At 71.6% G+C, this 20,985-nt stretch carries 26 protein-coding genes; 17 read left to right on the forward strand and 9 right to left on the reverse strand.

Annotated elements, in window-relative coordinates; all coding sequences use genetic code 11:
• The first annotated feature begins 305 nt into the window (after positions 1–305).
• Complete coding sequence (locus tag IT780_RS05655; RefSeq protein WP_199510327.1) at positions 306–560, forward strand: hypothetical protein; 255 nt, start codon at positions 306–308, stop codon at positions 558–560.
• Here IT780_RS05655 and IT780_RS05660 read toward each other — a convergent pair.
• Entirely contained in the window at positions 539–1,522 is a 984-nt protein-coding gene (locus IT780_RS05660) for a Gfo/Idh/MocA family protein (protein ID WP_199510328.1), read from the reverse strand. The two genes, IT780_RS05655 and IT780_RS05660, sit on opposite strands and share 22 nt — an antisense overlap.
• A gap of 59 nt (positions 1,523–1,581) precedes the next feature.
• Between IT780_RS05660 and IT780_RS05665 the strand changes: the two genes are divergently transcribed.
• Positions 1,582–2,373: an NUDIX hydrolase gene (locus tag IT780_RS05665; protein WP_199510789.1), complete on the forward strand. Its 792-nt coding sequence runs from the start codon at positions 1,582–1,584 to the stop codon at positions 2,371–2,373.
• On the opposite strand, the gene pstB is transcribed toward IT780_RS05665, so the two are convergent.
• From pstB to pstS, 4 genes are all read right to left on the reverse strand, one after another.
• Complete coding sequence (gene pstB, locus IT780_RS05670; protein ID WP_199510329.1) at positions 2,349–3,125, reverse strand: phosphate ABC transporter ATP-binding protein PstB; 777 nt, start codon at positions 3,123–3,125, stop codon at positions 2,349–2,351. The genes IT780_RS05665 and pstB overlap by 25 nt on opposite strands.
• Positions 3,126–3,137: 12 nt before the next feature.
• Positions 3,138–4,226, reverse strand: coding sequence for a phosphate ABC transporter permease PstA (gene pstA, locus IT780_RS05675; protein ID WP_199510330.1), 1,089 nt, complete (start codon positions 4,224–4,226; stop codon positions 3,138–3,140).
• 130 nt (positions 4,227–4,356) lie between these two features.
• Positions 4,357–5,430 carry a phosphate ABC transporter permease subunit PstC gene (pstC, locus tag IT780_RS05680; RefSeq protein ID WP_199510331.1) on the reverse strand — a complete coding sequence of 358 codons (1,074 nt, stop codon included), beginning with the start codon at positions 5,428–5,430 and terminating at the stop codon, positions 4,357–4,359.
• Positions 5,431–5,479: 49 nt separating this feature from the next.
• Entirely contained in the window at positions 5,480–6,571 is a 1,092-nt protein-coding gene (pstS, locus tag IT780_RS05685) for a phosphate ABC transporter substrate-binding protein PstS (protein ID WP_199510332.1), read from the reverse strand.
• 290 nt (positions 6,572–6,861) lie between these two features.
• Here pstS and IT780_RS05690 point away from each other — a divergent pair, with 290 nt between their 5' ends.
• Positions 6,862–8,568, forward strand: coding sequence for an MFS transporter (locus IT780_RS05690; protein WP_199510333.1), 1,707 nt, complete (start codon positions 6,862–6,864; stop codon positions 8,566–8,568).
• Positions 8,569–8,590: 22 nt separating this feature from the next.
• Here IT780_RS05690 and mshD read toward each other — a convergent pair whose 3' ends face one another.
• Both mshD and IT780_RS05700 read right to left on the reverse strand, forming a co-directional pair.
• The gene (mshD, locus tag IT780_RS05695) at positions 8,591–9,460 is read right to left on the reverse strand and encodes a mycothiol synthase (RefSeq protein ID WP_199510334.1); all 870 of its coding nucleotides are present in this window, start codon (positions 9,458–9,460) and stop codon (positions 8,591–8,593) included.
• A 10-nt stretch (positions 9,461–9,470) separates the two neighbouring features.
• Positions 9,471–10,187 carry a winged helix-turn-helix transcriptional regulator gene (locus tag IT780_RS05700; RefSeq protein WP_199510335.1) on the reverse strand — a complete coding sequence of 239 codons (717 nt, stop codon included), beginning with the start codon at positions 10,185–10,187 and terminating at the stop codon, positions 9,471–9,473.
• Between the two features lie 303 nt (positions 10,188–10,490).
• Between IT780_RS05700 and IT780_RS05705 the strand changes: the two genes are divergently transcribed.
• From IT780_RS05705 to IT780_RS05725, 6 genes are all read left to right on the forward strand, one after another.
• A complete protein-coding gene (locus IT780_RS05705) occupies positions 10,491–11,498 on the forward strand; it encodes a hypothetical protein (protein ID WP_307831053.1) in 1,008 nt (335 codons plus the stop codon).
• 72 nt (positions 11,499–11,570) lie between these two features.
• A complete protein-coding gene (locus IT780_RS05710) occupies positions 11,571–12,359 on the forward strand; it encodes an LmeA family phospholipid-binding protein (protein WP_307831054.1) in 789 nt (262 codons plus the stop codon).
• Between the two features lie 70 nt (positions 12,360–12,429).
• Positions 12,430–12,507, forward strand: coding sequence for an Ms5788A family Cys-rich leader peptide (locus IT780_RS43405; RefSeq protein WP_346015998.1), 78 nt, complete (start codon positions 12,430–12,432; stop codon positions 12,505–12,507).
• Positions 12,508–12,650: 143 nt separating this feature from the next.
• Complete coding sequence (locus IT780_RS05715) at positions 12,651–13,499, forward strand: sulfurtransferase (protein ID WP_199510337.1); 849 nt, start codon at positions 12,651–12,653, stop codon at positions 13,497–13,499.
• A gap of 5 nt (positions 13,500–13,504) precedes the next feature.
• The gene (locus tag IT780_RS05720; protein ID WP_199510338.1) at positions 13,505–13,834 is read left to right on the forward strand and encodes a DUF1416 domain-containing protein; all 330 of its coding nucleotides are present in this window, start codon (positions 13,505–13,507) and stop codon (positions 13,832–13,834) included.
• Between the two features lie 74 nt (positions 13,835–13,908).
• Positions 13,909–14,769, forward strand: a complete 861-nt coding sequence (locus IT780_RS05725) for a hypothetical protein (RefSeq protein WP_199510339.1) — start codon at positions 13,909–13,911, stop codon at positions 14,767–14,769.
• Here IT780_RS05725 and IT780_RS05730 read toward each other — a convergent pair.
• Entirely contained in the window at positions 14,766–15,140 is a 375-nt protein-coding gene (locus IT780_RS05730; RefSeq protein WP_199510340.1) for a DsrE family protein, read from the reverse strand. The two genes, IT780_RS05725 and IT780_RS05730, sit on opposite strands and share 4 nt — an antisense overlap.
• A 14-nt stretch (positions 15,141–15,154) precedes the next feature.
• Here IT780_RS05730 and mtfM point away from each other — a divergent pair, with 14 nt between their 5' ends.
• Both mtfM and IT780_RS05735 read left to right on the forward strand, forming a co-directional pair.
• Positions 15,155–15,259, forward strand: a complete 105-nt coding sequence (gene mtfM / locus IT780_RS42555) for a small membrane protein MtfM (RefSeq protein WP_267909931.1) — start codon at positions 15,155–15,157, stop codon at positions 15,257–15,259.
• On the forward strand, positions 15,253–15,858 hold the full coding sequence (locus IT780_RS05735) for a heme-binding beta-barrel domain-containing protein (protein ID WP_199510341.1): 606 nt from the start codon (positions 15,253–15,255) through the stop codon (positions 15,856–15,858). The genes mtfM and IT780_RS05735 overlap by 7 nt, the downstream gene beginning before the upstream one ends.
• On the opposite strand, the gene IT780_RS05740 is transcribed toward IT780_RS05735, so the two are convergent.
• A complete protein-coding gene (locus IT780_RS05740; protein ID WP_307831055.1) occupies positions 15,815–16,609 on the reverse strand; it encodes an aminotransferase class IV in 795 nt (264 codons plus the stop codon). The genes IT780_RS05735 and IT780_RS05740 overlap by 44 nt on opposite strands.
• Positions 16,610–16,671: 62 nt before the next feature.
• Between IT780_RS05740 and IT780_RS05745 the strand changes: the two genes are divergently transcribed.
• The 6 genes from IT780_RS05745 to IT780_RS05770 all read left to right on the forward strand — a co-directional run bounded on the left by IT780_RS05745 (position 16,672) and on the right by IT780_RS05770 (position 20,965).
• A complete protein-coding gene (locus tag IT780_RS05745) occupies positions 16,672–17,070 on the forward strand; it encodes a Fur family transcriptional regulator (protein ID WP_199510792.1) in 399 nt (132 codons plus the stop codon).
• Positions 17,067–18,125, forward strand: a complete 1,059-nt coding sequence (gene ygfZ, locus IT780_RS05750; protein WP_199510342.1) for a CAF17-like 4Fe-4S cluster assembly/insertion protein YgfZ — start codon at positions 17,067–17,069, stop codon at positions 18,123–18,125. Before IT780_RS05745 ends, ygfZ begins: the two co-directional genes overlap by 4 nt.
• A 42-nt stretch (positions 18,126–18,167) precedes the next feature.
• Complete coding sequence (locus IT780_RS05755) at positions 18,168–19,001, forward strand: beta-keto acid cleavage family enzyme (RefSeq protein ID WP_199510343.1); 834 nt, start codon at positions 18,168–18,170, stop codon at positions 18,999–19,001.
• Positions 18,998–19,918, forward strand: coding sequence for an asparaginase (locus IT780_RS05760; protein WP_199510344.1), 921 nt, complete (start codon positions 18,998–19,000; stop codon positions 19,916–19,918). The genes IT780_RS05755 and IT780_RS05760 overlap by 4 nt, the downstream gene beginning before the upstream one ends.
• Positions 19,919–19,985: 67 nt before the next feature.
• A complete protein-coding gene (locus IT780_RS05765; RefSeq protein WP_199510345.1) occupies positions 19,986–20,480 on the forward strand; it encodes a helix-turn-helix domain-containing protein in 495 nt (164 codons plus the stop codon).
• A 35-nt stretch (positions 20,481–20,515) separates the two neighbouring features.
• Positions 20,516–20,965 (forward strand): hypothetical protein, encoded by a 450-nt coding sequence (locus IT780_RS05770; protein WP_199510346.1) that lies wholly within the window; start codon positions 20,516–20,518, stop codon positions 20,963–20,965.
• The last annotated feature ends 20 nt before the right edge of the window (positions 20,966–20,985 follow it).

Consider the following 20,985-nt stretch of genomic DNA (forward strand, 5'->3'; position numbering starts at 1 on the left):
CATCGCGCGATGTGAAAGGTCTACCGCCGACATCAGGCATCGTCAATGATCAACATGCAAATCCACGCTTTGGAACCTTGCATGCCGGTTTCCAGCGCACGACCATCGACGGATCGCGCAGTCACCGGGAGGGCGAGATGGTCACCACAGTCGCTGTCGGAGCGGCATCCGTGCTCGGATTTCTGGCAGGTCTCCTGACCCTGAAGGCCAAAGGCGCCTGGTGCGCGGTCTGCGGCGTCACGAAGGAATGCCCGGACCCGGCCCACCGCGCCTGAACGGTTTCACGACGAACTTGGAGAGCTCAGATGACCGTGCAGATAACTGTTGGGGAAGCTGCCTGCGATGGTGATTCCGATAATGCGCGGGGAGCGGTAACGGTGGCGCTCGCCCGCGGATCGGACGCCGGCCGCGCCGCGATGATCGAATTGGTGACGGCGTCCGGCCACCACCGCTGCGCGGCGAAGCTGACGATTGCTGAGGCCGAGGTGCTGCAGACGGCGCTCGACTCCCTCATTTTCGACGCCGCGATGCGGAACGGCTATGTCAGGGAATTGCCGTAGTCGACGCCGACCTCGGCGCGGATCGTGTCCATCATCGTCATGACGTCGAGCGTGGCCATGTGCGGGACCAGTGGGCTTTCCGGCAGGCCCTCGGCGAGGCAGCGCTGCACCTCGATCGCCTCGAACTGGTAGCCGCGGCCCTCGAACGGCACCTCGACCGTCTCCGCCTTGCCGTCGCGGTGCAATACGAACGACTGCGGCATGAAGAAGCCCTCCGGCAGGTCGATGCGCCCGAGCGTGCCCGTGATCGACGCGGCGTTGCGTGAGGCCCCCGAGATGCTGCAGGTCAGCGCCGCGACCGCACCCGACTCGTAGCCCAGCAGCATGCCGGTCGTCTCGTCCACGCCCTCCGGCGTCAGCCGGGCCCAGCTCTGCACGGTCGCCGGGGTGCCCAGCAGCAGGTGCGCCAGGTGGATCGGGTAGACGCCAAGGTCGAGCAGGGCGCCGCCGCCGAGGGCCGGGTCGCGCAGGCGGTGCGTCGCCTCGAACGGCCCCTGCAGGCCGAAGTCGGCGTGCACCGTGACGACGTCGCCGATCGCGCCGTCGCGGACGAGTTCCTGCACCCGGCGGACGGCCGGGTTGCAGCGCATCCACATGGCCTCCATCAGGAACAACCCGCGGGTGCGCGCCTCCTGGATGAGCTGGGCCGATGTGGCCAGCTCCAGCGTCATCGGCTTCTCGCAGAGCACCGCCTTGCCGCCCTCGAGGCACGCCATCACCCCGGCGTGGTGGTAGGCGTGCGGGGTGGCCACGTACACGACGTCGACGTCCGGGTCGGCGGCCAGCTCGGCCCAGGAGCCGTGGGCCCGGGCGAAACCGTGCCGCTCGGCGAACGCGGCGGCGGTCTCCGGCGTCCGCGAACCCACCGCGGCGAGCTCGGCGCCGGGCACGAGCGGAAGGTCGGATGCGAACGTGGCGGCGATGCCGCCGGTGCCCAGGATGCCCCAGCGCGTGGTCGTCATGATCGCCACGGTATCGCTCCCAGGGCCCGGGGTTGGAAGATGGGAGGGTGAGCCGTGTGATGCCGTTACCGCCCGCCCTGGTGAAGAAGGCCCGCGAGTTCCGCGGCAGCCCGGCTCCGGCACGCGCCGCGGCCACCGTCGTGCTCCTGGATCCCGAGACCCTTGACGTGTACGTCCTCAGGCGCGCGAGCACGATGGTCTTCGGCGGGATGCACGCGTTCCCCGGTGGCCGCGTCGATCCGGACGACCGTCCCGAGACGGTTCGGGGCGACTGGGCCGACCGGCTCGGCGTCCCGGACGAGCAGGCCAGGGCGGTCGTCGGCGCGGCGGCCCGCGAGCTGTTCGAGGAGGCCGGCGTGCTGCTGGCCGGCCCGCTCGACGAGCCGGAACGCACGGTCGGGGACGTGAGCAGCGCCGACTGGGAGGCGGACCGGGCGGCCGTGGCGGCCCGCGAGCTCTCGATGACGGACCTGCTGGCCCGGCGCGGACTGCGGATGCGGGACGACCTGCTGCTGCCGTGGTCGCGGTGGATCACGCCGGAGTTCGAGCCGAAGCGGTTCGACACCTGGTTTTTCGTGGCTCTTCTGCCGCAGGCCCAGACGGCGCGCGACGTGTCCGGTGAGGCCGACACGACCACGTGGATCAGCCCGGCGGCCGCCAACGGCCTGGCCATGCTCCCGCCTACGCGTGTGACACTCGACGAGCTGTCCCCGTACCGAAGGATCGATGATCTCGTGGCAGCGAGCGGGCAGCGGAACGCCGCCGTGCCGATCATGCCCCAGGTGGAGCTGACCGGCGACGGCGGCGCCGTGGTGAGGATCCAGGTTCAGCCGAATCGGCCGGTGATGTAGTCCTCGGTCTTCTTCTGGCCCGGGTTGCTGAAGATCTTCTGCGTGTCGTCGTACTCGATCAGGCGGCCGGGCTCGCCGGTCCGGTCGATCGAGAAGAAGCCGGTCTTGTCGCTGACCCGGGCGGCCTGCTGCATGTTGTGCGTGACGATGATGATCGTGAAGCGGTCCTTCAGCTTGAACATCAGGTCCTCGATCGCCAGCGTCGAGATCGGGTCGAGCGCCGAGCAGGGCTCGTCCATCAGCACGACCTGCGGCTCGACCGCGATGGTACGGGCGATGCAGAGCCGCTGCTGCTGACCGCCGGACAGCCCCGCGCCGGGCCGGTTCAGCCGGTCCTTCACCTCGTCCCAGAGGTTCGCGGACTTCAGCGACTTCTCGGCCGCCTCGTCCAGCACCGCCTTCTTGCGAACCCCGTTGAGCTTCAGGCCGGCGACCACGTTCTCGTAGATGCTCATCGTCGGGAACGGGTTGGGGCGCTGGAACACCATGCCGATCATCCGGCGTACGGCGGTGACGTCCACGTCCGCGTCGTAGATGTTCTGGTCGTCGATGGTCAGCCGGCCCTCGATGCGGGCGCCCGGCAGCACCTCGTGCATGCGGTTGATCGACCGCAGGAACGTCGACTTGCCGCAGCCGGACGGGCCGATCAGGGCGGTGATCGTCTTCGGCTCGACGGTCATCGAGATGCCGTCGATCGCCTTGAACGAGCCGTAGTAGGACGAGACGTTGCTCGCCTCGATGCGCTTGGCCATGGGGGACACCTCTTACCTGGCGGACAGTCGGTTGCGGCGGGCGAGCAGCTTCGCTGCGATGGTCAGGAGCAGGACCAGGGCGACGAGCGTCAGCGCCGCCGTCCAGGCGCGGTCCGGCGCGTACTTCGACGCGTCGCCGGCCTGCTGGTAGACGAAGAGCGACAGCGACGACTGGTTGCCGTTGAACGGGTCCATGTTGATCGCGGCGGCGCCGCCGGCCACGAGCAGCACGGGCGCGGTCTCGCCGGCGGCGCGGGCCACGGCGAGCATGATGCCGGTGACGATGCCGGGCAGGGCGGTCGGCAGGACCACCTTCAAGATCGTCTTCCACTGCGGTACGCCCAGCGCGTACGCACCCTCGCGCAGCGGGCCGGGCACGAGCCGCAGCATCTCCTCGGTGGACCGCACGATCGTCGGCAGCATCAGCACCGTGAGAGCCAGCGATGCGGCGAAGCCGGAGAACCGGGGTGTGCCGTTGTTGAACCACGGGCTGACGATGAGCACCCAGAACGCCAGCACGAACAGGCCGGCCACGATCGACGGGATGCCCGTCATGACGTCGACGAAGAAGCGGACCGTCAGGGCGAACTTGCCGCGGCCGTACTCGACGAGGTAGATCGCGCCCAGCACACCCAGCGGCACCGCCATCAGCGTGGCGAGCCCGACCTGCTCCAGCGTGCCGACGATCGCGTGGTACGCCCCGCCGTTCGGGTCCCGCGCGCCGATGTTGTTCATCGAGCTGCCGAAGAAGTCGCCGTCGAGGCGGGCGGCGCCCTTGGAGACCAGCGTCCAGACCACGGACGCCAGCGGGAGGATCGCCAGCACGCAGGCGGAGTAGATCGCGGTGCGCCACATGCGGTTGCGCGCCGACCGCCGGCCCTCGACCCGGCTCGCGCCGACGTAGAGGCCGACGAGGTACAGGGCGGCGCCGAGGACGAGGACGAGCACCCAGTTGCCGATGCCGAGGCCGTACACGACGGCGGCGGAAAGCAGCAGGGCGACGACCGCGATGCCGAGGTCAGCGGCGACCGGCAGCTTGCGGGACCGGATGTGGTCCGGCGTCATCACGACGCCCGGGGTTTCTCTTTCCAGCAGACTCATACTGTGCTCCACTTCGGCATGCCGGCCTGGCCCTGCACTCGCACGCTGGCTTCGGTGCAGGCCGTCATGCTGTGCTTGACGGGCATGCCGGCCTGGCCCTGCACTCGCACGCTGGCTTCGGTGCAGGCCGTCATGCCGCACTGTCCCGGAACTCGCGGCGGCGGTAGATGATCGCCCGCGCGGCCATGTTGACGACCAGGGTGATGGCGAAGAGCAGGAGGCCCGAGGCGATCAGCGCGCCGCGGCCGGTGGCGTTCGCCTCGCCGAAGGTGTTGGCGATGTTCGCGGCGATCGAGTTGCCGCCGCTCTCGATCACGTTGAACGAGATCACGAACGTGGTGCCCAGGGTCAGGGCCAGGGCGATGGTCTCGCCGAGCGCGCGGCCCAGGCCGAGCATCACCGCGGCGAGGACGCCGGGCTTGCCGTACGGCAGCACCGCCGTGCGGATCATCTCCCACTTCGTGGCGCCCAGCGCGAGGGCCGCCTCCTCGTTCATCCCGGGCGTCTGCTGGAACACCTCGCGCGACAGCGAGGTGACGATCGGCAGCACCATGATCGCCAGGACCAGGCTGCCCAGCAGGATCGACCGGCCGAACGGCCCGTCCCCGCCGAAGATCGGCAGCCACCCGAAGTACTCGTTGAGCCAGACCGAGAAGCTCTTCACCGGCTCGGAGAAGACGTCGCGGCCCCACAGGCCGAACACCACGCTGGGTACGGCCGCGAGCAGGTCGATGACGAAGCCGAGCGGCGTGGCCAGCCGCTTCGGCGCGTAGTGGGACAGGAAGAGCGCGATGCCCAGGGCGATGGGTACCGCGACGATCAGCGCGATGACCGAGGTCAGCACGGTGCCGAAGGCGAGGGCGGCGATGCCGAACCGCGGCTGGGTCTCGTTCGGGAACCAGGCCTTGTAGGTCAGGAAGTTCTCGGTGTTCGCGTCCAGCGCGGGTACGGCCTTCGAGACCAGGAAGATCGCGATGGCCACGATGATGACGAGCACCATCGCGCCGGCCGCTGTGCTGAGCCCGCGGAAGCCGGTCTCCATGGAGAACCGGGCCTTCGTGGGGAGCGCGCCCCCGCCGCCCAACGGCGGCCGGTCATCGGGAGGGATCGGCGACACGCCGTTGCCGGCGGGCCGGGAGTGACGTGCCGTCACAGCCGGTCCGCCGGCGCTGGTGCTCGCCGAGCGGGAGGGATAGTCGCCCATTCGCTCGCTCGCTGTCGTCTAGAAGGGGGATCTCTCGGGGGGACCTGGGTCAGGAGATCTTCGCGACCGAGGCCGCGACCTTGCTCCGGACCGACTCGGGCAGCGGGGCGTAGCCCAGCTCACCCAGCGCCGACTGGCCGCCGGTGCTCGAGGTGTAGGTCAGGAAACCCTTGATCGCCGCGGCCTTCGCGCTGCCCTTGCTGCAGGCGATCTCGTACGTGACCAGCACGATCGGGTACGCGCCGGCCTCGGTCGTGGCGTAGTCGATGTCGAGCGCGACGTCGTCGCCGGTGCCCTTGACCTTGGCGCCCGCGATGGTCTTGCCGGCGCTCTCGCCGGTCAGCTCGGTGAACTCACCCGCGCCGTTCTTGATCTTCGCCTTCTTCAGGTCGCTGTTCTCGGCGAAGGAGAGCTCGACGTAGGCGATCGTGCCGGCGGTGCTCTTCACCAGCGAGGCGACGCCGTCGGACTTGTTGGCGCCGGTGCCGCCCGGGGCCTTCCACGCCTTGGCGTGGTCGTACGACCAGTCACTGGCGGCGCTCTTGCTCAGGTACTTGGTGAAGTTGTCGGTCGTGCCGGACTCGTCCGAGCGGTGCACGGCCTGGATCGCGGCGTCCGGCAGCTTCGCGCCCGAGTTCTCGGCGGCGATGGCCGGGTCGTTCCACTTCTTGATCTTGCCCGAGAAGATCTTCGCCAGCGTCGGGGCGGAGAACTGGAGGTTGTCCGCGCCGTCGACGTTGTAGACGATCGCGATCGGGCCGACCACCATCGGGAGGTTGAGCGCCTGGCCGCCGGGGCACTTGGCGTTCGCCTGCGGCTGCTCCTCCTCCTTGAGGGCGGAGTCCGAACCGACGAAGTCGGCGGTGCCGGCGATGAACGCCTGGATGCCCGCGCCGGAGCCGGTCGACTCGTAGCCGATCTGCGCGCCCGAGCACTGGCCCTGGTACGTCTTGATCCACTCGTCCATCGCGTTCTTCTGCGCGGATGAGCCCTGCGCGGTCAGCTGGCCCGTGGCGCAGCTGCCGCTCGCGGCGGAGGCGCCACCGGCGGCGGGCGAGTCGGTGTTGTCAGAGCCGCACGCGGTCAGCGCGAAGGCGGCGGTCATGGCAATGCCGGCAACGTAGTACCGCTGGAGCTTCACGGTTTTCCCTTCGAATGATCGGCCGAACTCTCATCGGCACACCCGGAAAGCTAGGAGGGCCAGGTGACCGGCTCCCCGGGCCTACATGAACGAAGGGTGAACGGTTCGACCCCGGCTCGTTGCCTTTGGCTGAGGAGGGGTTGTCCGTTGAGTGAACCGCGACGCGACTGGGCGGATTGTCCGTCAGTATCCGTTAACCTGCGACGCTTCGACGTGGCGCGCGCCACTGGCCCGGGACAGGCATATAGCTGCATAATACAGCTATAACCATCACCCCGGGAGATCGCTCCATGACCGCACCGCACGGCCACAAGCCGGCCACCAACCCGTTCAAACAGCCCCGAGCCGTCTGGGCGGTGGCGTTCGCCTGCGTCATCTCGTTCATGGGCATCGGGCTCGTCGACCCGATCCTGCCCGCGCTGGCGAAGGACCTGCACGCGTCGCCGAGCCAGGTCTCCCTGCTGTTCACCAGCTACCTGGTCGTGACGGCGGTCGCGATGCTCGTGGCCGGCGCCGTCGCCAGCCGGATCGGCCCCAAGCGCACGCTCATCGTCGGGCTGCTGATCATCGTGGTCTTCGCCGCGCTGGCCGGCACCTCCGACACCGTCGGGCAGATCGTCGGCTTCCGGGCCGGCTGGGGGCTCGGCAACGCGCTGTTCATCGCCACCAGCCTCGCGGTCATCGTGGCGTCGGCGACCAGCGGCTTCGCCGGCGCGATCATCCTCTACGAGACCGCGCTGGGCCTCGGCATCGCGGTCGGCCCGCTGCTCGGCGGCGAGCTCGGCAGCATCAGCTGGCGGGGCCCGTTCTTCGGCGTCGCGGTGCTGATGGCGATCGCGATGGTCGCCACGATCGCCTTCGTCCCGGCGCTGCCCAAGCCGGCCCGGCCCACCTCGGTGGCCGCCCCGCTCCAGGCGCTGCGCCACCGCGGCCTGCTCACCATGGGCATCATGGCGCTGCTCTACAACTGGGGCTTCTTCACGATGCTCGGCTACGCGCCGTACCCGATGGAGCTGGACGCCCACAAGCTCGGGCTGGTCTTCACCGGCTGGGGCCTGCTCGTCGCGATCTTCAGCGTCTTCGTCGCGCCGCGGCTGCAGGCGCGCTTCGGCACCGCCCCGGTCCTCTACGCGAACATGGCGGCGCTCGCCGTGGTCATGGTGGTGATCGCGGCCGGCGTGACCACCCCCGCCACCGTCATCACCGCGGTGATCGTCAGCGGCGCGTTCATCGGCATCAACAACACGCTCACCACCCAGGCGGTCATGCTGGTCGCGCCGGTCGAACGCCCGGTGGCCTCGTCGGCGTACGGCTTCGTCCGCTTCATCGGCGGCGGGCTGGCCCCGTACGCGGCCGGCAGGCTGGCGGACGCCCTCGACCTCAGCGTGCCGTTCTACGTCGGCGGCGTGGCGTTCCTGCTGGCGATCCCGGTGCTGGCGACCGGCCACAAGCTGGTGGCGGCCGCCGAGTCGGGCACGGCTCCCGCGGCGCTGGAGCCCGTCGGGCTGGCCACGGCGCCCGGCTCGCGCCCGGTGGTCGTTGCGGTCGGCGCCACCCCGGACGCCGGCGGGATCGTCGACGCGGCCGCGGCCATCGCCCGCGACCAGGGCAGCCCGCTCGAGGTCGTCCGGGTCCGCGAGACCGTGGTGATCGAGGAGCTCGCCATCGAGCCCGAGGACGGGGAGGACGCCCGCGCTGCGGTCCGCGCGCACCTCGACCGGCTCGCGGCACAGGGCATCGCGGCGACCGGGCTCGTGCTGACCAGCGTCGGCGACCACGCGGCGGCCGGCCGGGTGCTGGCCCAGCACGCCGAGGACGTCGCCGCGCGCGCTGTCGCGGTGGGACGGTCCCCGCGCGGGCCCGCCGCCCAGTTCGCCGACGGCAGCTTCACCGCGGCCCTGACTCACGCCGCCGCGTGCACGGTGGTGCTCGTCCGGCCGGAGGAAGAGCCGTACACGCTGACCGCGGCGACGCTGCACGAGCTGCGGGGCGTGTAGTGCCGGGCAGGTCTGAGGTCGGTCAGGCGGGGCGCTGGTACTGCACGTCGGTCGAGTAGATGTCGAAGCCGAGGCGGCGGTAGAGGGCGACGGCCGCGGTGTTCGACTCGTCCACATAGAGCAGGGCGTCGCGCAGGCCCTGCGAGGCGAGGTGGCGCAGGCCGGCCACGCTCAGCGCCGCGCCGAGCCCGCGGCGGTGGCCGCCCGGGTCGACGCCGAGCACGTAGATCTCGCCGAGGGCCGGCTCGTCGCCCTCCGGCGGGTGCACCTTGGTCCAGTGGAAGCCGGCCAGCCGGTCGTCCGGGTCCACGGCGAGCAGGAAGCCGGCCGGGTCGAACCACGGCTCGGCGAAGCGCAGCCGCAGGTCGTCGGCGGTCCAGCGGCCCTGCTCGGGGTGGTGCGCGAAGGCCCGGGAGTTGACGCCCAGCCAGGCCTCGTCGTCCGCGCCCGGCACGAACGCGCGCAGCGAGAGCCCGTCCGGCAGTGGCACATCCGGCAGGTCGGCGAGCGGGCGGCGCATCTGCCAGAGCACGCGGGCGCGGGTGAAGCCGTTGCGCTCCGCGAAGGCCCGGGCGGCCGGCTCGTCGCCGTGCGCCCAGAACTGCAGGTCGCCGGTGCCCGCCGCGGCGAGCAGCGCGGTGCCGTGACCGCGCAGGCGGTGCTTCGGGTGCACGACCAGTTCGCCGGACGACCCGGCGAGGTACGCGTACCCGGCGAGCTCACCCCCGTCGGCGCGCGAGAGCAGGTGGCGGTGGGCAGTGCCGCGCAGGCCCAGGACGCCGTCCTCGGACAGCGGAGACACGCCGTCGGCCTCGTCCGCCGCGGCGGCCAGCGCGAGCACGTCGGCCACCTCGGCGGAGGTCAGCCGGTCCGAGGACCGGACGTCCGTCATCTGCGGCGGCTCAGACCGGCAGCGAGACGGGCTCGTTGTCGGGGAGCTGGCGGCCGGACGGCGGGACCACGAACTTGTAGCCCACCTGGCGCACGGTGCCGATCATCGACTCGTACTCCGAGCCGAGCTTGGCGCGCAGCCGCCGCACGTGCACGTCGACCGTGCGCGTGCCGCCGAAGTAGTCGTAGCCCCAGACCTCGCGCAGCAGCTGGTCGCGGGTGAAAACCCGGCCGGGGTGCTGGGCGAGGAACTTGAGCAGCTCGAACTCCTTGTACGTGAGGTCGAGCGGGCGGCCCTTGAGCTTGGCCGCGTACGTGTCCGGGTCGATCATGAGCTCGCCGGCGCGGATGGAGCCGCCCGCACCCGCCGTGGCGTTCGACAGCCGGCCGACGCCCAGGCGCAGCCGGGCCTCGACCTCGGCCGGACCGGCGCTGGCCAGGATGACGTCGTCGACGCCCCAGTCGGCGTTGAGCGCGATCAGGCCCGCCTCGGTCACCACTGCGACCAGCGGCACGCCGATGCCGGTGGCGTGCAGCATGCGGCAGGTGGCCCGGGCTTCGGAGAGCTCCGAACGGGCGTCGACGAGCACGGCGTCCGGGCTCGGCCCGGAAACCAGAGTGCGTACGTCGCGGGGCGCCGTACGCACGGTGTGGGGCAGCAGGTCCAGCGCGGGAAGCACGGCGGAGGGTTCGCCGGCACGCGTCGTCACCAACAGGAGGATTTCCACACTCACCTCGATCCTCGCGGCACGGGGCCGCTCGGGTGACCCGGTCTGCGCGGCACAGCTGGCGAGCAGCCGAGAACTGCGCAACCGGAGGGTCTCGTCCCGGCGTCACCGACGGGTGGGCTGCGCATACCTTAACCGATGCATCTGCTCGAAAGCCCTCTCCGGATCATCGAGTGATGTGATGAACGCCCTCGAGGTGACCGAACGGCCGAGTCGTGACCATCCGTTCACCCGACCGTCGCACGCGAAGAACCTCGGGCGGCGATGGGGACGTGGCGGCCCGGGTCTGGCACCATCGCAGGCGTGTTGCCCTCCAGCCCGCGTGACCGTGACTCCTGGGACGAAGACGTCTCCCGGGAGATCGCGCGTGCCGCGCCCGCCCGGTCGTCCTCGGGCTTCTACGCGGGCGCGCCGGAGAAGGACCCGGTGACCGTACGCCCGATCGAGGACGCGGACGACGAGCACGAGGAGGAGATCCCGGTCGCCCCGGTCCGCCGCCAGTTGTCGGTGGCGATCGCCGGCTTCTCGGTGCTGCTGGGCGCGGGCCTGATCCTGGGCGCACAGACGTCCGGCCCGGATGCGCGGCTGCCGTACGCGATCGTGCTGTTCGGAGTGCAGCTGCTGTACATCCTGGCGTTCACGATGGCGGTGCGGCCCCCGGCGGCCGGAACCGTCGCCGGGGTCTGCGTGGTGGCCGGCGCCGTCGCCGACCGGATGGCGGTGACCACCGAGCCGGCCGCGCTCCTGCCGCTGGTGTACGTGCTGGCCGCCGCCTATGCGGCCGCGCTGATAGGGCAGACCGTCCGGGCCGCCGACCGGGCCCGCCTGCGCGACTCGCTCGGCGGCACGTTCCTCGTCGTGCTCGGCGTGGTGTCGTTCGCCCTGCCGATCCTGCTGACCAGGAAGCCCGTCGGCACCCAGGCGCTGCTGGTCTGTCTCACCGCGGTCGGCGTCTCGCTGATGGTCGCGCACCTGATCGACGCGGTGTGGCCCAAGCCGCGGATCGCGCCGCAGGTGCCGCGCGGCGCCACCGGCATCATCGTCGGCGCGATGCTCGGCACGCTCGCCGCCGCCGCGCTGGGCAGCGTGCTGGTGCTGCCGTTCACGCCGGCCAAGGGCGCGGTGCTCGGCCTCGTCGTCGCGGTCATCGCCGGCCTGGTCGACCTCGCCGTGAACTACTCCGAGGCCGGGCGCAGCATGGCCGGCGAGGCGCCCACCCTGTGGGTCGCCCGGCACATGCAGGGCCCGCTCGGCGCCTTCGGCCTGAGCCTGCCGGCCACGTACGCCCTGACAGTTCTCTACCTGTCCTGAGCAAGTGTCCCGGCACCTGGCAGTGGGCATATACCGTGCCCAGTCCCGCGACGGCGGCAACAAGGAGGACCGGTGGCAGAGGTGTACGGGTCGGCGCGCCCACGCAAGCGCTGGGGGAGGCGTCTTCTGATCACCCTGCTGGTTCTGCTGATCATCGCCGGTGTGCTGCTCGTCGTGGCGGACCGGGTGGCCGCCTCGTACGCGGAGCGTGCCATCGGTGATCGCGTCGCCCAGGAGGTCGCCGATCAGAAGGCCACGTCCGAGAAGCCGGACGTCACCGTCGAGGGCGTGCCGTTCCTGACCCAGGTGCTCGACGGGAAGTACCAGGAGATCCAGATCCGGCTGAAGAACTTCTCCGGGCCGGTGGCCGCCGACAAGACGATCAAGATGCCGCTGCTGGACATCCACGCCCGGGACGTCACCGCGCCGCTGGACACGATCCGCAGCGGCAACGGCGACATCGTGGCCGGCACGGTGACCGGCGCCGGGACCATCGACTACCCGACGCTGGCCGACCTCATCGGCCAGCAGGGGTTGAAGGTCACGGAGAAGGACGGGAAGCTCGTCGGCTCCGCGCCGATCCAGGCGCTCGGCCAGACCTGGAACGTCTCCGGCACGGCGAACCTCGAGCTCAAGGACGGCGTCGTGCAGGTGCGCTTCGCCGACGTGACCGCCGACGGCCTGCCCAACGTGCCGCTGGTACGCAACCTCGTCGACAACTACGTCAAGCGACTCGCGTACGACCTGAAGGTCCCGGCGCTGCCGCTGGGGCTCAAGGTGCAGAAGGTGGAGCCGCGGCCGGAGGGGCTCGTGGTGACCGCCGGCGCGAGCGACGTACCGCTCAACTCGGGCGGCCTGTGACAGCCGACTCCTTCCCGGATGGTGGTCGGCAGTGTTCCGGCCCCTGGAACCGCTGGTAGGGTCGCTTCCCATGAGCCTGTTGCTCACCAAGAGGCGCGCGGTCGACCTGTGCCGCGTGGCCGCCTGCCTGTGTCGCCCTGTCGTCTGACGGGGCCATCCGGCATTTCCTTCGCCCGGCAGTGGCGCCGTACGCAAAGCGTGATCCGTTTTATCGGGTCGGCGCGCGTGCGACCTCTTCACCTCCCGCGCGTCGACTCACCCCCATCTCTCACCTGACAAGGGAGTAATGCGATGAGTCGCGACACCGCACTCGTCTCTGCCGACTGGGCCGAGAAGAACCTGGACACCCCGGGTGTCGTCTTCGTCGAGGTCGACGAGGACACCACCGCCTACGACGGCGGGCACATCCCGGGCGCCATCAAGCTCGACTGGAAGAAGGACCTGCAGGACCCGGTGCGCCGGGACTTCGTGAACCAGGAGCAGTTCTCCGCGCTCCTGTCCGAGCGGGGCATCTCGAACGACGACACCGTCATCCTGTACGGCGGCAACAACAACTGGTTCGCGGCGTACGCGTACTGGTACTTCAAGCTGTACGGCCACGGCGACGTGAAGCTGCTCGACGGCGGCCGTAAGAAGTGGGAGCTCGACGCCCGCCCGTACTCGAAGGACCTGCCGCAGCGCGCCGCCACGCAGTACCAGGCCAAGGAGCCCGACCTGTCGATCCGCGCCTTCCGCGACGAGGTCGTGCAGGCCATCGGCGTGAAGAACCTGGTCGACGTGCGCAGCCCCGACGAGTTCGCGGGCCGCCTGCTCGCCCCGGCGCACCTGCCGCAGGAGCAGTCGCAGCGCGCGGGCCACATCCCCACGGCGATCAGCGTGCCGTGGAGCAAGGCCGCGAACGAGGACGGCACCTTCAAGTCGGACGAGGAGCTCGCCAAGATCTACGGCGACGCCGGCCTCGACGGCGGCAAGGACACGATCGCGTACTGCCGCATCGGCGAGCGTTCCTCGCACACGTGGTTCGTGCTCAAGGAGCTGCTCGGCCAGGAGAACGTGAAGAACTACGACGGTTCGTGGACCGAGTACGGCTCGCTCATCGGCGTGCCGATCGCGCTCGGCGACGAGCCCGGAAAGGCGTGATCGCGATGACCACCCCCCACATCGCGGACGGCTGCGCCGCGCCCGACCAGTCGGCTCCCATCCCGGCCAGCGTCGACCTCGAGAAGGAAACCGTGATCACCGGCGTCGTCACCACCGCCGAGGGTGACGCCGTGGGCGGCGCGTACGTCCGCCTCCTCGACTCGTCCGGCGAGTTCACCGCGGAGGTGGTGACGTCCCCCGAGGGCGTCTTCCGCTTCTTTGCGGCGCCGGGCTCGTGGACGCTGCGCGCCCTGTCCCGCCACGGCAACGGCGACCTCGCCGTCGACGCCACCCGCGGCGTCAACGAGGTCGGCCTGAACGTGGCAGCTGCCTGACCCACGCTCTGTTGAAACGAAGGGCGGGACCGTGCGGTCCCGCCCTTCGTGCTGTCTGTGACCCGCATGCGAGCATGGCTGCCGTGAGCCTGCCCGCACCTCCCGCGTACGCGCCCCCGCCCCCGCCCGAGCGGCGCCCGACGCGGTGGTGGCTCGTGGCGGTCGTCGCGGCCTGGGCGCTCGTGCTCGCGGGGCTGGCGGTGTGGTCGGTACGCAACGATCCGCCGACCGTCCCCGAGCAGCGGGACCTCGGCCAGGCGCTGCCGGTGCTGCACCGGACCGCCGGTGTCGTGGTCGCTGCGGCGGACGGGCCGGACCGGGTGATCGTCATCGGCGCGGTGACCCTGGACCGCGACTGCGCGCTCACCCCGGTGCGTGAGGGCGTGGAGGCCGCCCAGGAGGTGACCGTACGGGTGCGTCCCGACGAGGCGTTCGGCGTGCTCGACTCGATCGCGCGGGCGCTGCCGGGGGCGTACCGGCCGGCGATCCGGCACAACGCCGAGGACACCCGGCAGGTGCTGCGCGCCGACGCGGGCGAGTTCGTCGGGGTGGAAGCGGAGGTCGATGCGACCGCCACGTCGTTCGCCCTGCGGATCTCGACCGGCTGCCGTCCCGGCTCCGCGCCCGAGGAGCCGCCGGGGCCGGTCGCGCGGCCGCCGGCGGCCTTCGTCGCGGCGAGCAAGGCGCTGGGCGGCGACGGCACGGCCACCGGTGTGTCGGTCACGTGCCCCGACGGGCGGACCGCGACGACGGCGACCGCGGGTGACCTGGCGGCGCCGAAGGACCTCGGGCGTGCGCTGCGCGACGTGGTGGGCGGTGCGCTGGTGATCCAGGCGGAACCGCACGCGTGGGCGTACCGGGCCGGCGAGGTCTCGGTGCTGGTCAGCGACGGCGACGGGACCGCACGGGTCAGCGCGACCGCGAGCTGTCGCTAGTAGACGAGCGCTTGGGCGCCGTCCGACATGATCTCCTCGACGAAGACCGCCGCGCCCGCGATGCGGATCTTCGGGAGCACGTCGTCCGGGCCGATGTCCCGTCGGGCCGCGCACTGCGTGCACAACGTCACCCGGCCGGCCTCCAGCAGCAGCTCGAGCAGGTCCGGCAGCGGGGCCGCGTGCGGCAGCTCGAACCCGGCCGCGCGGCCGGGCAGGGCGAACCACGCCGACTCGCCCGTGAGCCAGAACGACACCGGCACGCCGGACGACACGGCCGTGCTCGCCACGGTGAACGCCTGCGAGCAGCGCTCCGGGGCGTCGGCTCCGGCGGTGGTCTTGACGACGAGAAGGCGGGCCATGGCGGTCAGCATAGGATGGCTCCGTCATGGTTACGGAGATCGGGTACGTGAGCCTGCTGGTCGCCGGTCTGGGCGGGCTGGCCGGCGGGTTGGGCTATCTGGCGATGCGCATTGCAAGGGGACGATGGTGAGCAGCGATACCGAGAACCCGTTGGGACCGCCGCCCTGGCTGAACGCCCCGCCGGTCGGTGAGTACCCGTACGAGGACACTCACGACCTGCGCCGGGGCCCCGACCTGCACCCCGCGCTGCTCGGGCTGCTCCCGTTCATCGGGCTGTGGCGCGGCCGCGGGCAGGGTGGCTTCCCGGAGCCCGAGGACTTCAACTTCGCGCAGGAGGTCCGGATCAGCCACGACGGGCGGCCGTTCCTCGCGTACGAGTCCCGCATCTGGCGTCTCGACGACGACTCGCAGCCGACCGGCATGGCCGACCGCGAGGTGGGTTTCTGGCGCCCGGTGCTCAACGCGGACGGGCGTCCCACCGACGAGATGGAAGCGACGCTGACCACCCAGCAGGGCTTCATCGAGATCTACGAGGGCGAGGCCACCGGCACCCGGCTGGAGATGGCCACGGCCGGCGTCGGGCACACCGCCACGGGCCTCGCGGTCACCGGCGGCCACCGCCTCTACGGCATCGTCGAGGGCGCGCTGCTCTACGCCCAGGAGATGTCGGCCAACGGCGAGACGCTCAAGCCGCACCTGTCGGCGCGGCTGCTGCGGGTGGGCGGCTGAAGCCCAGGAGGTCCTGCAGGCGCGGCGTCCAGGGCGACGCCGCGCGGGGTACGCCGTCCAGCGAGCGCACCTCGGCCGGCCCGCGCAGCGAGCTGGCCAGCCATATCGCCTCCACGTCCGACAGCTGTGCTGCGGTGATCATCCGCTCCTCGGCGCGCAGGCCCAGCTCGCCGGCGCGTCCGAGCAGGTGCGCGGCTGTCGTGCCGGGCAGGATGCCGGACGATCCCGGCGGCACGGTGCACAGCGTGCCGCCGTCGAGCCACACCAGACTCGCCGTGGGCGCCTCCAGAGCGTGACCCTCGCGGAGCCACAGCAGGTCATCGGCGCCCTGGGTGACCGCCCAGCGCTTCGCCGCCAGGTTCTCGGCGTAGGAGAGCGTCTTGGCGGCGGAGAGGGACCAGGGCGTCCGGGGGCCCACGTCGTGGGTGATCAGGCGGATGCCGTCACGGCGTTCGAGCCGGATCGCCTCCGGCACCGGGGACACGGTCGCGAACGAGGTCGACGGCGTGACCACCAGCCGCAGCGCGCCGTCCTCGTGGGTCAGTCCGTGCGCCAGGCCCCCCACCTGCTCGGGGACGTCGATGCCGAGCATGCCGGCGGAGTGTCGCAGGCGGGCCAGGTGGGCGTCGAGCAGCCAGGCGCCGGTGGGGCGCAGGTGCACGGTCTCGAAGACGCCCTCGCCGTACAGCAGGCCGCGGTCGGCGTGGGTCAGCTCCCCTGAGCCCGGGATCACCATGATGGGCGCGTTCACGCGACGGAGGGTATAGCGGCGCGAACTATGCTCGTAACGTGTCCGCCACATCCCTTGCCGAGATGCTCCGGGAGCGCGGCCTGCGACTGACGCCGCAGCGCCAGCTGATCCTGGAGGCGGTCCATGAGCTCGGCCACGCCACGCCCGAGCGCATCCACCAGACCGTGCGGGAACGCGCCGCCGGCGTCAACATCACCACCGTCTACCGCACCCTCGAGCTGCTCGAGGACCTGAGCCTCGTCAGCCACACCCACCTGTCGCACGGCTCGCCGACGTACCACGCCGCGGGCGAGGACCAGCACGTGCACCTCGTCTGCCGCACCTGCGGCTCCGTCGACGAGGTCGACCCCGCCATCATGCTGCCGGTCACCGAGCGCCTGCGCGACGAGCGCGACTTCCGGGTCGACGTCGGTCACGTCTCGCTGTTCGGTGTCTGCGGCGGCTGCAAGGAGCAAGCATGACCACGGTCCTCATCGAGGAGCTCGACCCGCAGTCCGCGGACGCCGGCGTTCCCGCGCACTACGGCGACCCCATGCGCGAGCAGCGCACGCTGGAGACCACGGCCGGGCTCGTCGACCGCTCCCACCGCGACGTCATCGCGGTCCCGGGCGAGGAACGGGCGAGCTGGCTGCACACGCTGACCACCCAGCACCTCACCGATCTGCGCGCCGGGCAGGGCAGTGAGCTGCTCGTGCTCTCCCCGAACGGCCACGTCGAGCAGCACGCGCTGATCGCCGAGGACGGCACCACCGCCTGGCTGGACACCGAGCCGGGCGCGGGCGAGGGCCTGCTGAAGTACCTCGAGATGATGCGCTTCTTCACGCGCGTCGAGCCACGGGACGCCACCGCCGAGACCGCGGTGCTCTCGATCGTCGGGCCGGACGCCCCGGCGACCGTCGCGCGCCTGCTCGACGTCGAGCTGTCGGCGCCCCGGATCTTCGACGTGCCGGGTCCGAAGTTCGCCGCGGGTTCCGTACCGGCCGGGCCGACCGCGCTCTACGACGTCCGGTTCTTCGAGGGCGGGCTCGCCCGGCGGGTCCCGCTCGGCGTCGACCTGCTCGTGCCCCGAGCTCGCCTCGACGCCGTGCTCGACCGGCTGGGCGACGTACCCCGGGCGGGGTTGTGGGCCTATGAGGCCGTGCGCGTCGCGCATCGCATCCCGCGGCTCGGGTGGGAGACCGACCACCGCACGATCCCGGCCGAGGCGGGGTTCATCGCGCCGGCCGTGCACCTGGACAAGGGCTGCTACCGGGGGCAGGAGACCGTCGCCCGCGTGCACCACCTCGGCCGCCCGCCGCGCCGGCTCGTGCTGCTGCACCTCGACGGCGTGGCGACCGACCAGCCGCCGGCCAAGGGCACGCCCGTCACGCTGGACGGGCGCGAGGTCGGGTTCGTCGGCACCGCGGTCCGCCACCACGAGCTGGGGATGATCGCGCTGGCCGTGCTCAAGCGGAACGTCGCCGACGACGCCCGCCTCATCGTGGGTGAGTCCGCGGCCGCCATCGACGTGGGCTGAGGCCTGGGCACCTGAACGTTCGCTCATGGCAGGATCTCGGTTATGACCGGGACCCTGATCACCGTCGCGCCCACCGGCGCGGAGAACGCCAAGGCGGCCGTACCGGCGCTGCCCGTGACGATCGACGAGCTCGTGGCCACCGCCAAGGAGTGCGAGGCGCTGGGCGCCGCGATCATCCACGTCCACATCCGTGACGACGCCGCCGAGCCGACGCTGGACCAGGGCCGGCTGCGCGACACGGTGGCCGCCCTGCGGCAGTCGACGGACCTGATCGTCCAGCTCTCCTCGGGCGGCGCGGTGACCGACCCCGAGGCGGACCGGCTCGCGGTGCTCGACGCCGGCCCGGAGATGGCCTCCTGCACGATGGGTACGGTCAACTTCGGCGACGGCGTGTTCATGAACCGCTGGGAGTTCATCGTCGACCTGCACACCCGGATGCAGGAGCGCGGCGTCGTCCCCGAGTACGAGATCTTCGACCTCGGTCAGCTCACCTCGCTGCAGCGCCTGCTCGCCAAGCACGGGCTGCCGTACGGCGGTCACGTCCACGTCGACCTGGTGATGGGCGTACCGGGCGGGATGCCGGGCACCGCCGAGGCGCTGGTCGCGTGTCACCGGGCGATCCGGGACCTGCCGACGGGCACCACGTTCTCCGCGACCGGCATCGGCCGCAGCACGATCCCCGTCATGCTGGCCTCGTTGTCGGCCGGCGGGCACCTGCGGGTCGGCATGGAGGACACGGTCACGTACGCGAAGGACCGCCCGGTCGAGTCGAACATGCAGCTCGTCGCGCGGGCCGTCGGTTTCGCACAGCTGGCCCAGCGCCCGCCGCTGACCACCACGGAGGCGCGGGAGCTGCTCGGGGTGCCGGCCCGATGATCCTCGCGGAGGTCGTGCGCTCCGGCTTCACCGAGTCCGTGCACCACGGCTCGGTCGTGCTGCTGGACGCGTCGGGCGCGGTCGCCGGCTCGGCGGGAGACGTGACCGGCCCGGTCTTCCCGCGCTCGGCGAACAAGCCGATGCAGACCGTCGGCATGCTGCGCGCCGGGCTGCGCGTCGCCGACCCCGCGGATCTCGCCCTGGTCAGTGGCAGCCACTTCGCCGAGCCGTTCCACGTGCACCGCGTACGCGACATCCTGGCCGCCGCGGGCTTGACCGAGGAGGCGCTGCTCTGCCCGCCCGCCCTGCCGCTCGCCGAGTCGGGGCACGACGGCCGGGCGCCGCAGCGCATCCTCATGAACTGCTCCGGCAAGCACGCGGGGATGCTGGCCACCTGCGTCGCCAACGGGTGGCCGCTGGACGACTACCGGGACGCCAAGCACCCGTTGCAGCAGGTGCTGGCCGAGACGGTGACAGAGCTGGCGGGGGAGCCGATCGCCGCCACAGGCATCGACGGCTGCGGCGCACCGGTCCTCGGGTTCTCGCTGACCGCGCTGGCCCGGGCCTTCCAGCGGCTCGTCTCGGCGGCCCCGGGTACGCCCGAGCGGATGGTGGCGGACGCCATGCGGGCGAACCCGGAGCTTGTCGCGGGCACCGGGCAGGACGACACGCGGCTGATGCACGGCGTGCCGGGGCTGCTCGCGAAGGGCGGGGCGGAGGGTGTGGTGGCGGTCGCCGTGCCGGACGTCGGTGCGGTGGCGTTGAAGATCGAGGACGGTGCGATGCGGGCCCGGATGCCGGTGCTGGTGTCGGCGCTGCGCCGGCTCGGGGTGGTCGCCCCGGTGCTGGATTCGCTGGCCACGGTGCCCGTCCTCGGTGGCGGCCTGCCGGTCGGCGAGGTCCGCGCGACCTGGTGACCTGATTCACGCTAACTATTGCAAGCGTTTGCTTGCAGGAGCTAGCAGGCAGGGCTACGGTCGAGTCATGGCCACCGGAGATCTGCCCCAGGACATCGGCTCGTTCATCCGTGACCTGCGGCAGACCGCGAAGATCTCGCTCCGGCAACTCGCCGACCGGGCGGGCGTGAGCAACCCGTACCTGAGCCAGATCGAGCGGGGCCTGCGCAAGCCCAGCGCCGAGGTGCTGCAGCAACTGGCCAGCGCGCTGCGGGTGTCGACGCCCGCGATGTACCTGCGCGCCGGCCTGCTCGACGGGGAGGGCCAGCAGGGCGTGCTGGCCGCCATCGCGGTCGACCCCGACCTGACGATCGCGCAGAAGCAGTCCCTGACCCAGATCTACGAGACGTTCCGCAACGAGAACGCCCGGCACGCCCGCGAGAGCGGCGAGCCCACGGCCGGCGAGCCCGGGGAAGCCGACGAGCTCGACGTCCCCGACGAGGACGAGGCCCTGCGGGCCGTCATCCAGGACGTGTCGGTCGTGGAGGACGGCGGCGCGCCGCCCCCGCCGGCCAAGTCCTGACCCCACCAAGACCACTGCAACGCCGAGGAGACATCATGCCCGAGCAGACCAACACCCGGATCCCCGCCCCGCTGTACGCCGCCGCCGGCGCCGGTGACCTCGCCTGGCGCGAGCTGCGCAAGCTGCCCGCCGTGGTGAGCGAGCTCAGCGACCGCGCCGTCGCCTCGCTGCGGATGGCCAACGAGGCCGCCGGCACCACCGCCACCTCGCTGCGCGACAAGGCGAGCACCACGGACTTCGACAAGCTCCGTGCCACCGCCACCACGAGCGCCGTCACCTTCGCCCAGGTCGCCCAGGAGCGGGCCACCGCGCTGTACACGACCCTCGTCGCCCGCGGCGAGCGCGTGATCGGCACCGGCGTCGTCGAGGCCGCCGACGTGGTCAACGCCGACATGGTGACCACCGAGGAGCCGAAGGCCGTGGAGGCCGCCGCCGCTCCGGCCCCGAAGCCGCGCAAGCGCGCCACCCGCCCGGCCGCCGAGTAAGCAGACACACCCCGGCATTG

The organism is Nucisporomicrobium flavum, from assembly GCF_016464385.1.
In the GTDB taxonomy this organism is placed as follows: Bacteria; Actinomycetota; Actinomycetes; order Mycobacteriales; family Micromonosporaceae; genus Actinoplanes; species Actinoplanes flavus_A.

Coding starts and splice junctions, on each gene's coding strand:
- IT780_RS05655 (WP_199510327.1), top strand. CDS start 306: ATGACCGTGCAGATAACTGTTGGGGAAGCTGCCTGCGATGGTGATTCC.
- IT780_RS05660 (WP_199510328.1), bottom strand. CDS start 1,522: ATGACGACCACGCGCTGGGGCATCCTGGGCACCGGCGGCATCGCCGCC.
- IT780_RS05665 (WP_199510789.1), top strand. CDS start 1,582: ATGCCGTTACCGCCCGCCCTGGTGAAGAAGGCCCGCGAGTTCCGCGGC.
- pstB (WP_199510329.1), bottom strand. CDS start 3,125: ATGGCCAAGCGCATCGAGGCGAGCAACGTCTCGTCCTACTACGGCTCG.
- pstA (WP_199510330.1), bottom strand. CDS start 4,226: ATGAGTCTGCTGGAAAGAGAAACCCCGGGCGTCGTGATGACGCCGGAC.
- pstC (WP_199510331.1), bottom strand. CDS start 5,430: ATGGGCGACTATCCCTCCCGCTCGGCGAGCACCAGCGCCGGCGGACCG.
- IT780_RS05690 (WP_199510333.1), top strand. CDS start 6,862: ATGACCGCACCGCACGGCCACAAGCCGGCCACCAACCCGTTCAAACAG.
- mshD (WP_199510334.1), bottom strand. CDS start 9,460: ATGACGGACGTCCGGTCCTCGGACCGGCTGACCTCCGCCGAGGTGGCC.
- IT780_RS43405 (WP_346015998.1), top strand. CDS start 12,430: ATGAGCCTGTTGCTCACCAAGAGGCGCGCGGTCGACCTGTGCCGCGTG.
- IT780_RS05715 (WP_199510337.1), top strand. CDS start 12,651: ATGAGTCGCGACACCGCACTCGTCTCTGCCGACTGGGCCGAGAAGAAC.
- IT780_RS05720 (WP_199510338.1), top strand. CDS start 13,505: ATGACCACCCCCCACATCGCGGACGGCTGCGCCGCGCCCGACCAGTCG.
- IT780_RS05725 (WP_199510339.1), top strand. CDS start 13,909: ATGGCTGCCGTGAGCCTGCCCGCACCTCCCGCGTACGCGCCCCCGCCC.
- IT780_RS05730 (WP_199510340.1), bottom strand. CDS start 15,140: ATGCTGACCGCCATGGCCCGCCTTCTCGTCGTCAAGACCACCGCCGGA.
- mtfM (WP_267909931.1), top strand. CDS start 15,155: ATGGTTACGGAGATCGGGTACGTGAGCCTGCTGGTCGCCGGTCTGGGC.
- IT780_RS05735 (WP_199510341.1), top strand. CDS start 15,253: ATGGTGAGCAGCGATACCGAGAACCCGTTGGGACCGCCGCCCTGGCTG.
- IT780_RS05745 (WP_199510792.1), top strand. CDS start 16,672: ATGCTCCGGGAGCGCGGCCTGCGACTGACGCCGCAGCGCCAGCTGATC.
- ygfZ (WP_199510342.1), top strand. CDS start 17,067: ATGACCACGGTCCTCATCGAGGAGCTCGACCCGCAGTCCGCGGACGCC.
- IT780_RS05755 (WP_199510343.1), top strand. CDS start 18,168: ATGACCGGGACCCTGATCACCGTCGCGCCCACCGGCGCGGAGAACGCC.
- IT780_RS05760 (WP_199510344.1), top strand. CDS start 18,998: ATGATCCTCGCGGAGGTCGTGCGCTCCGGCTTCACCGAGTCCGTGCAC.
- IT780_RS05765 (WP_199510345.1), top strand. CDS start 19,986: ATGGCCACCGGAGATCTGCCCCAGGACATCGGCTCGTTCATCCGTGAC.
- IT780_RS05770 (WP_199510346.1), top strand. CDS start 20,516: ATGCCCGAGCAGACCAACACCCGGATCCCCGCCCCGCTGTACGCCGCC.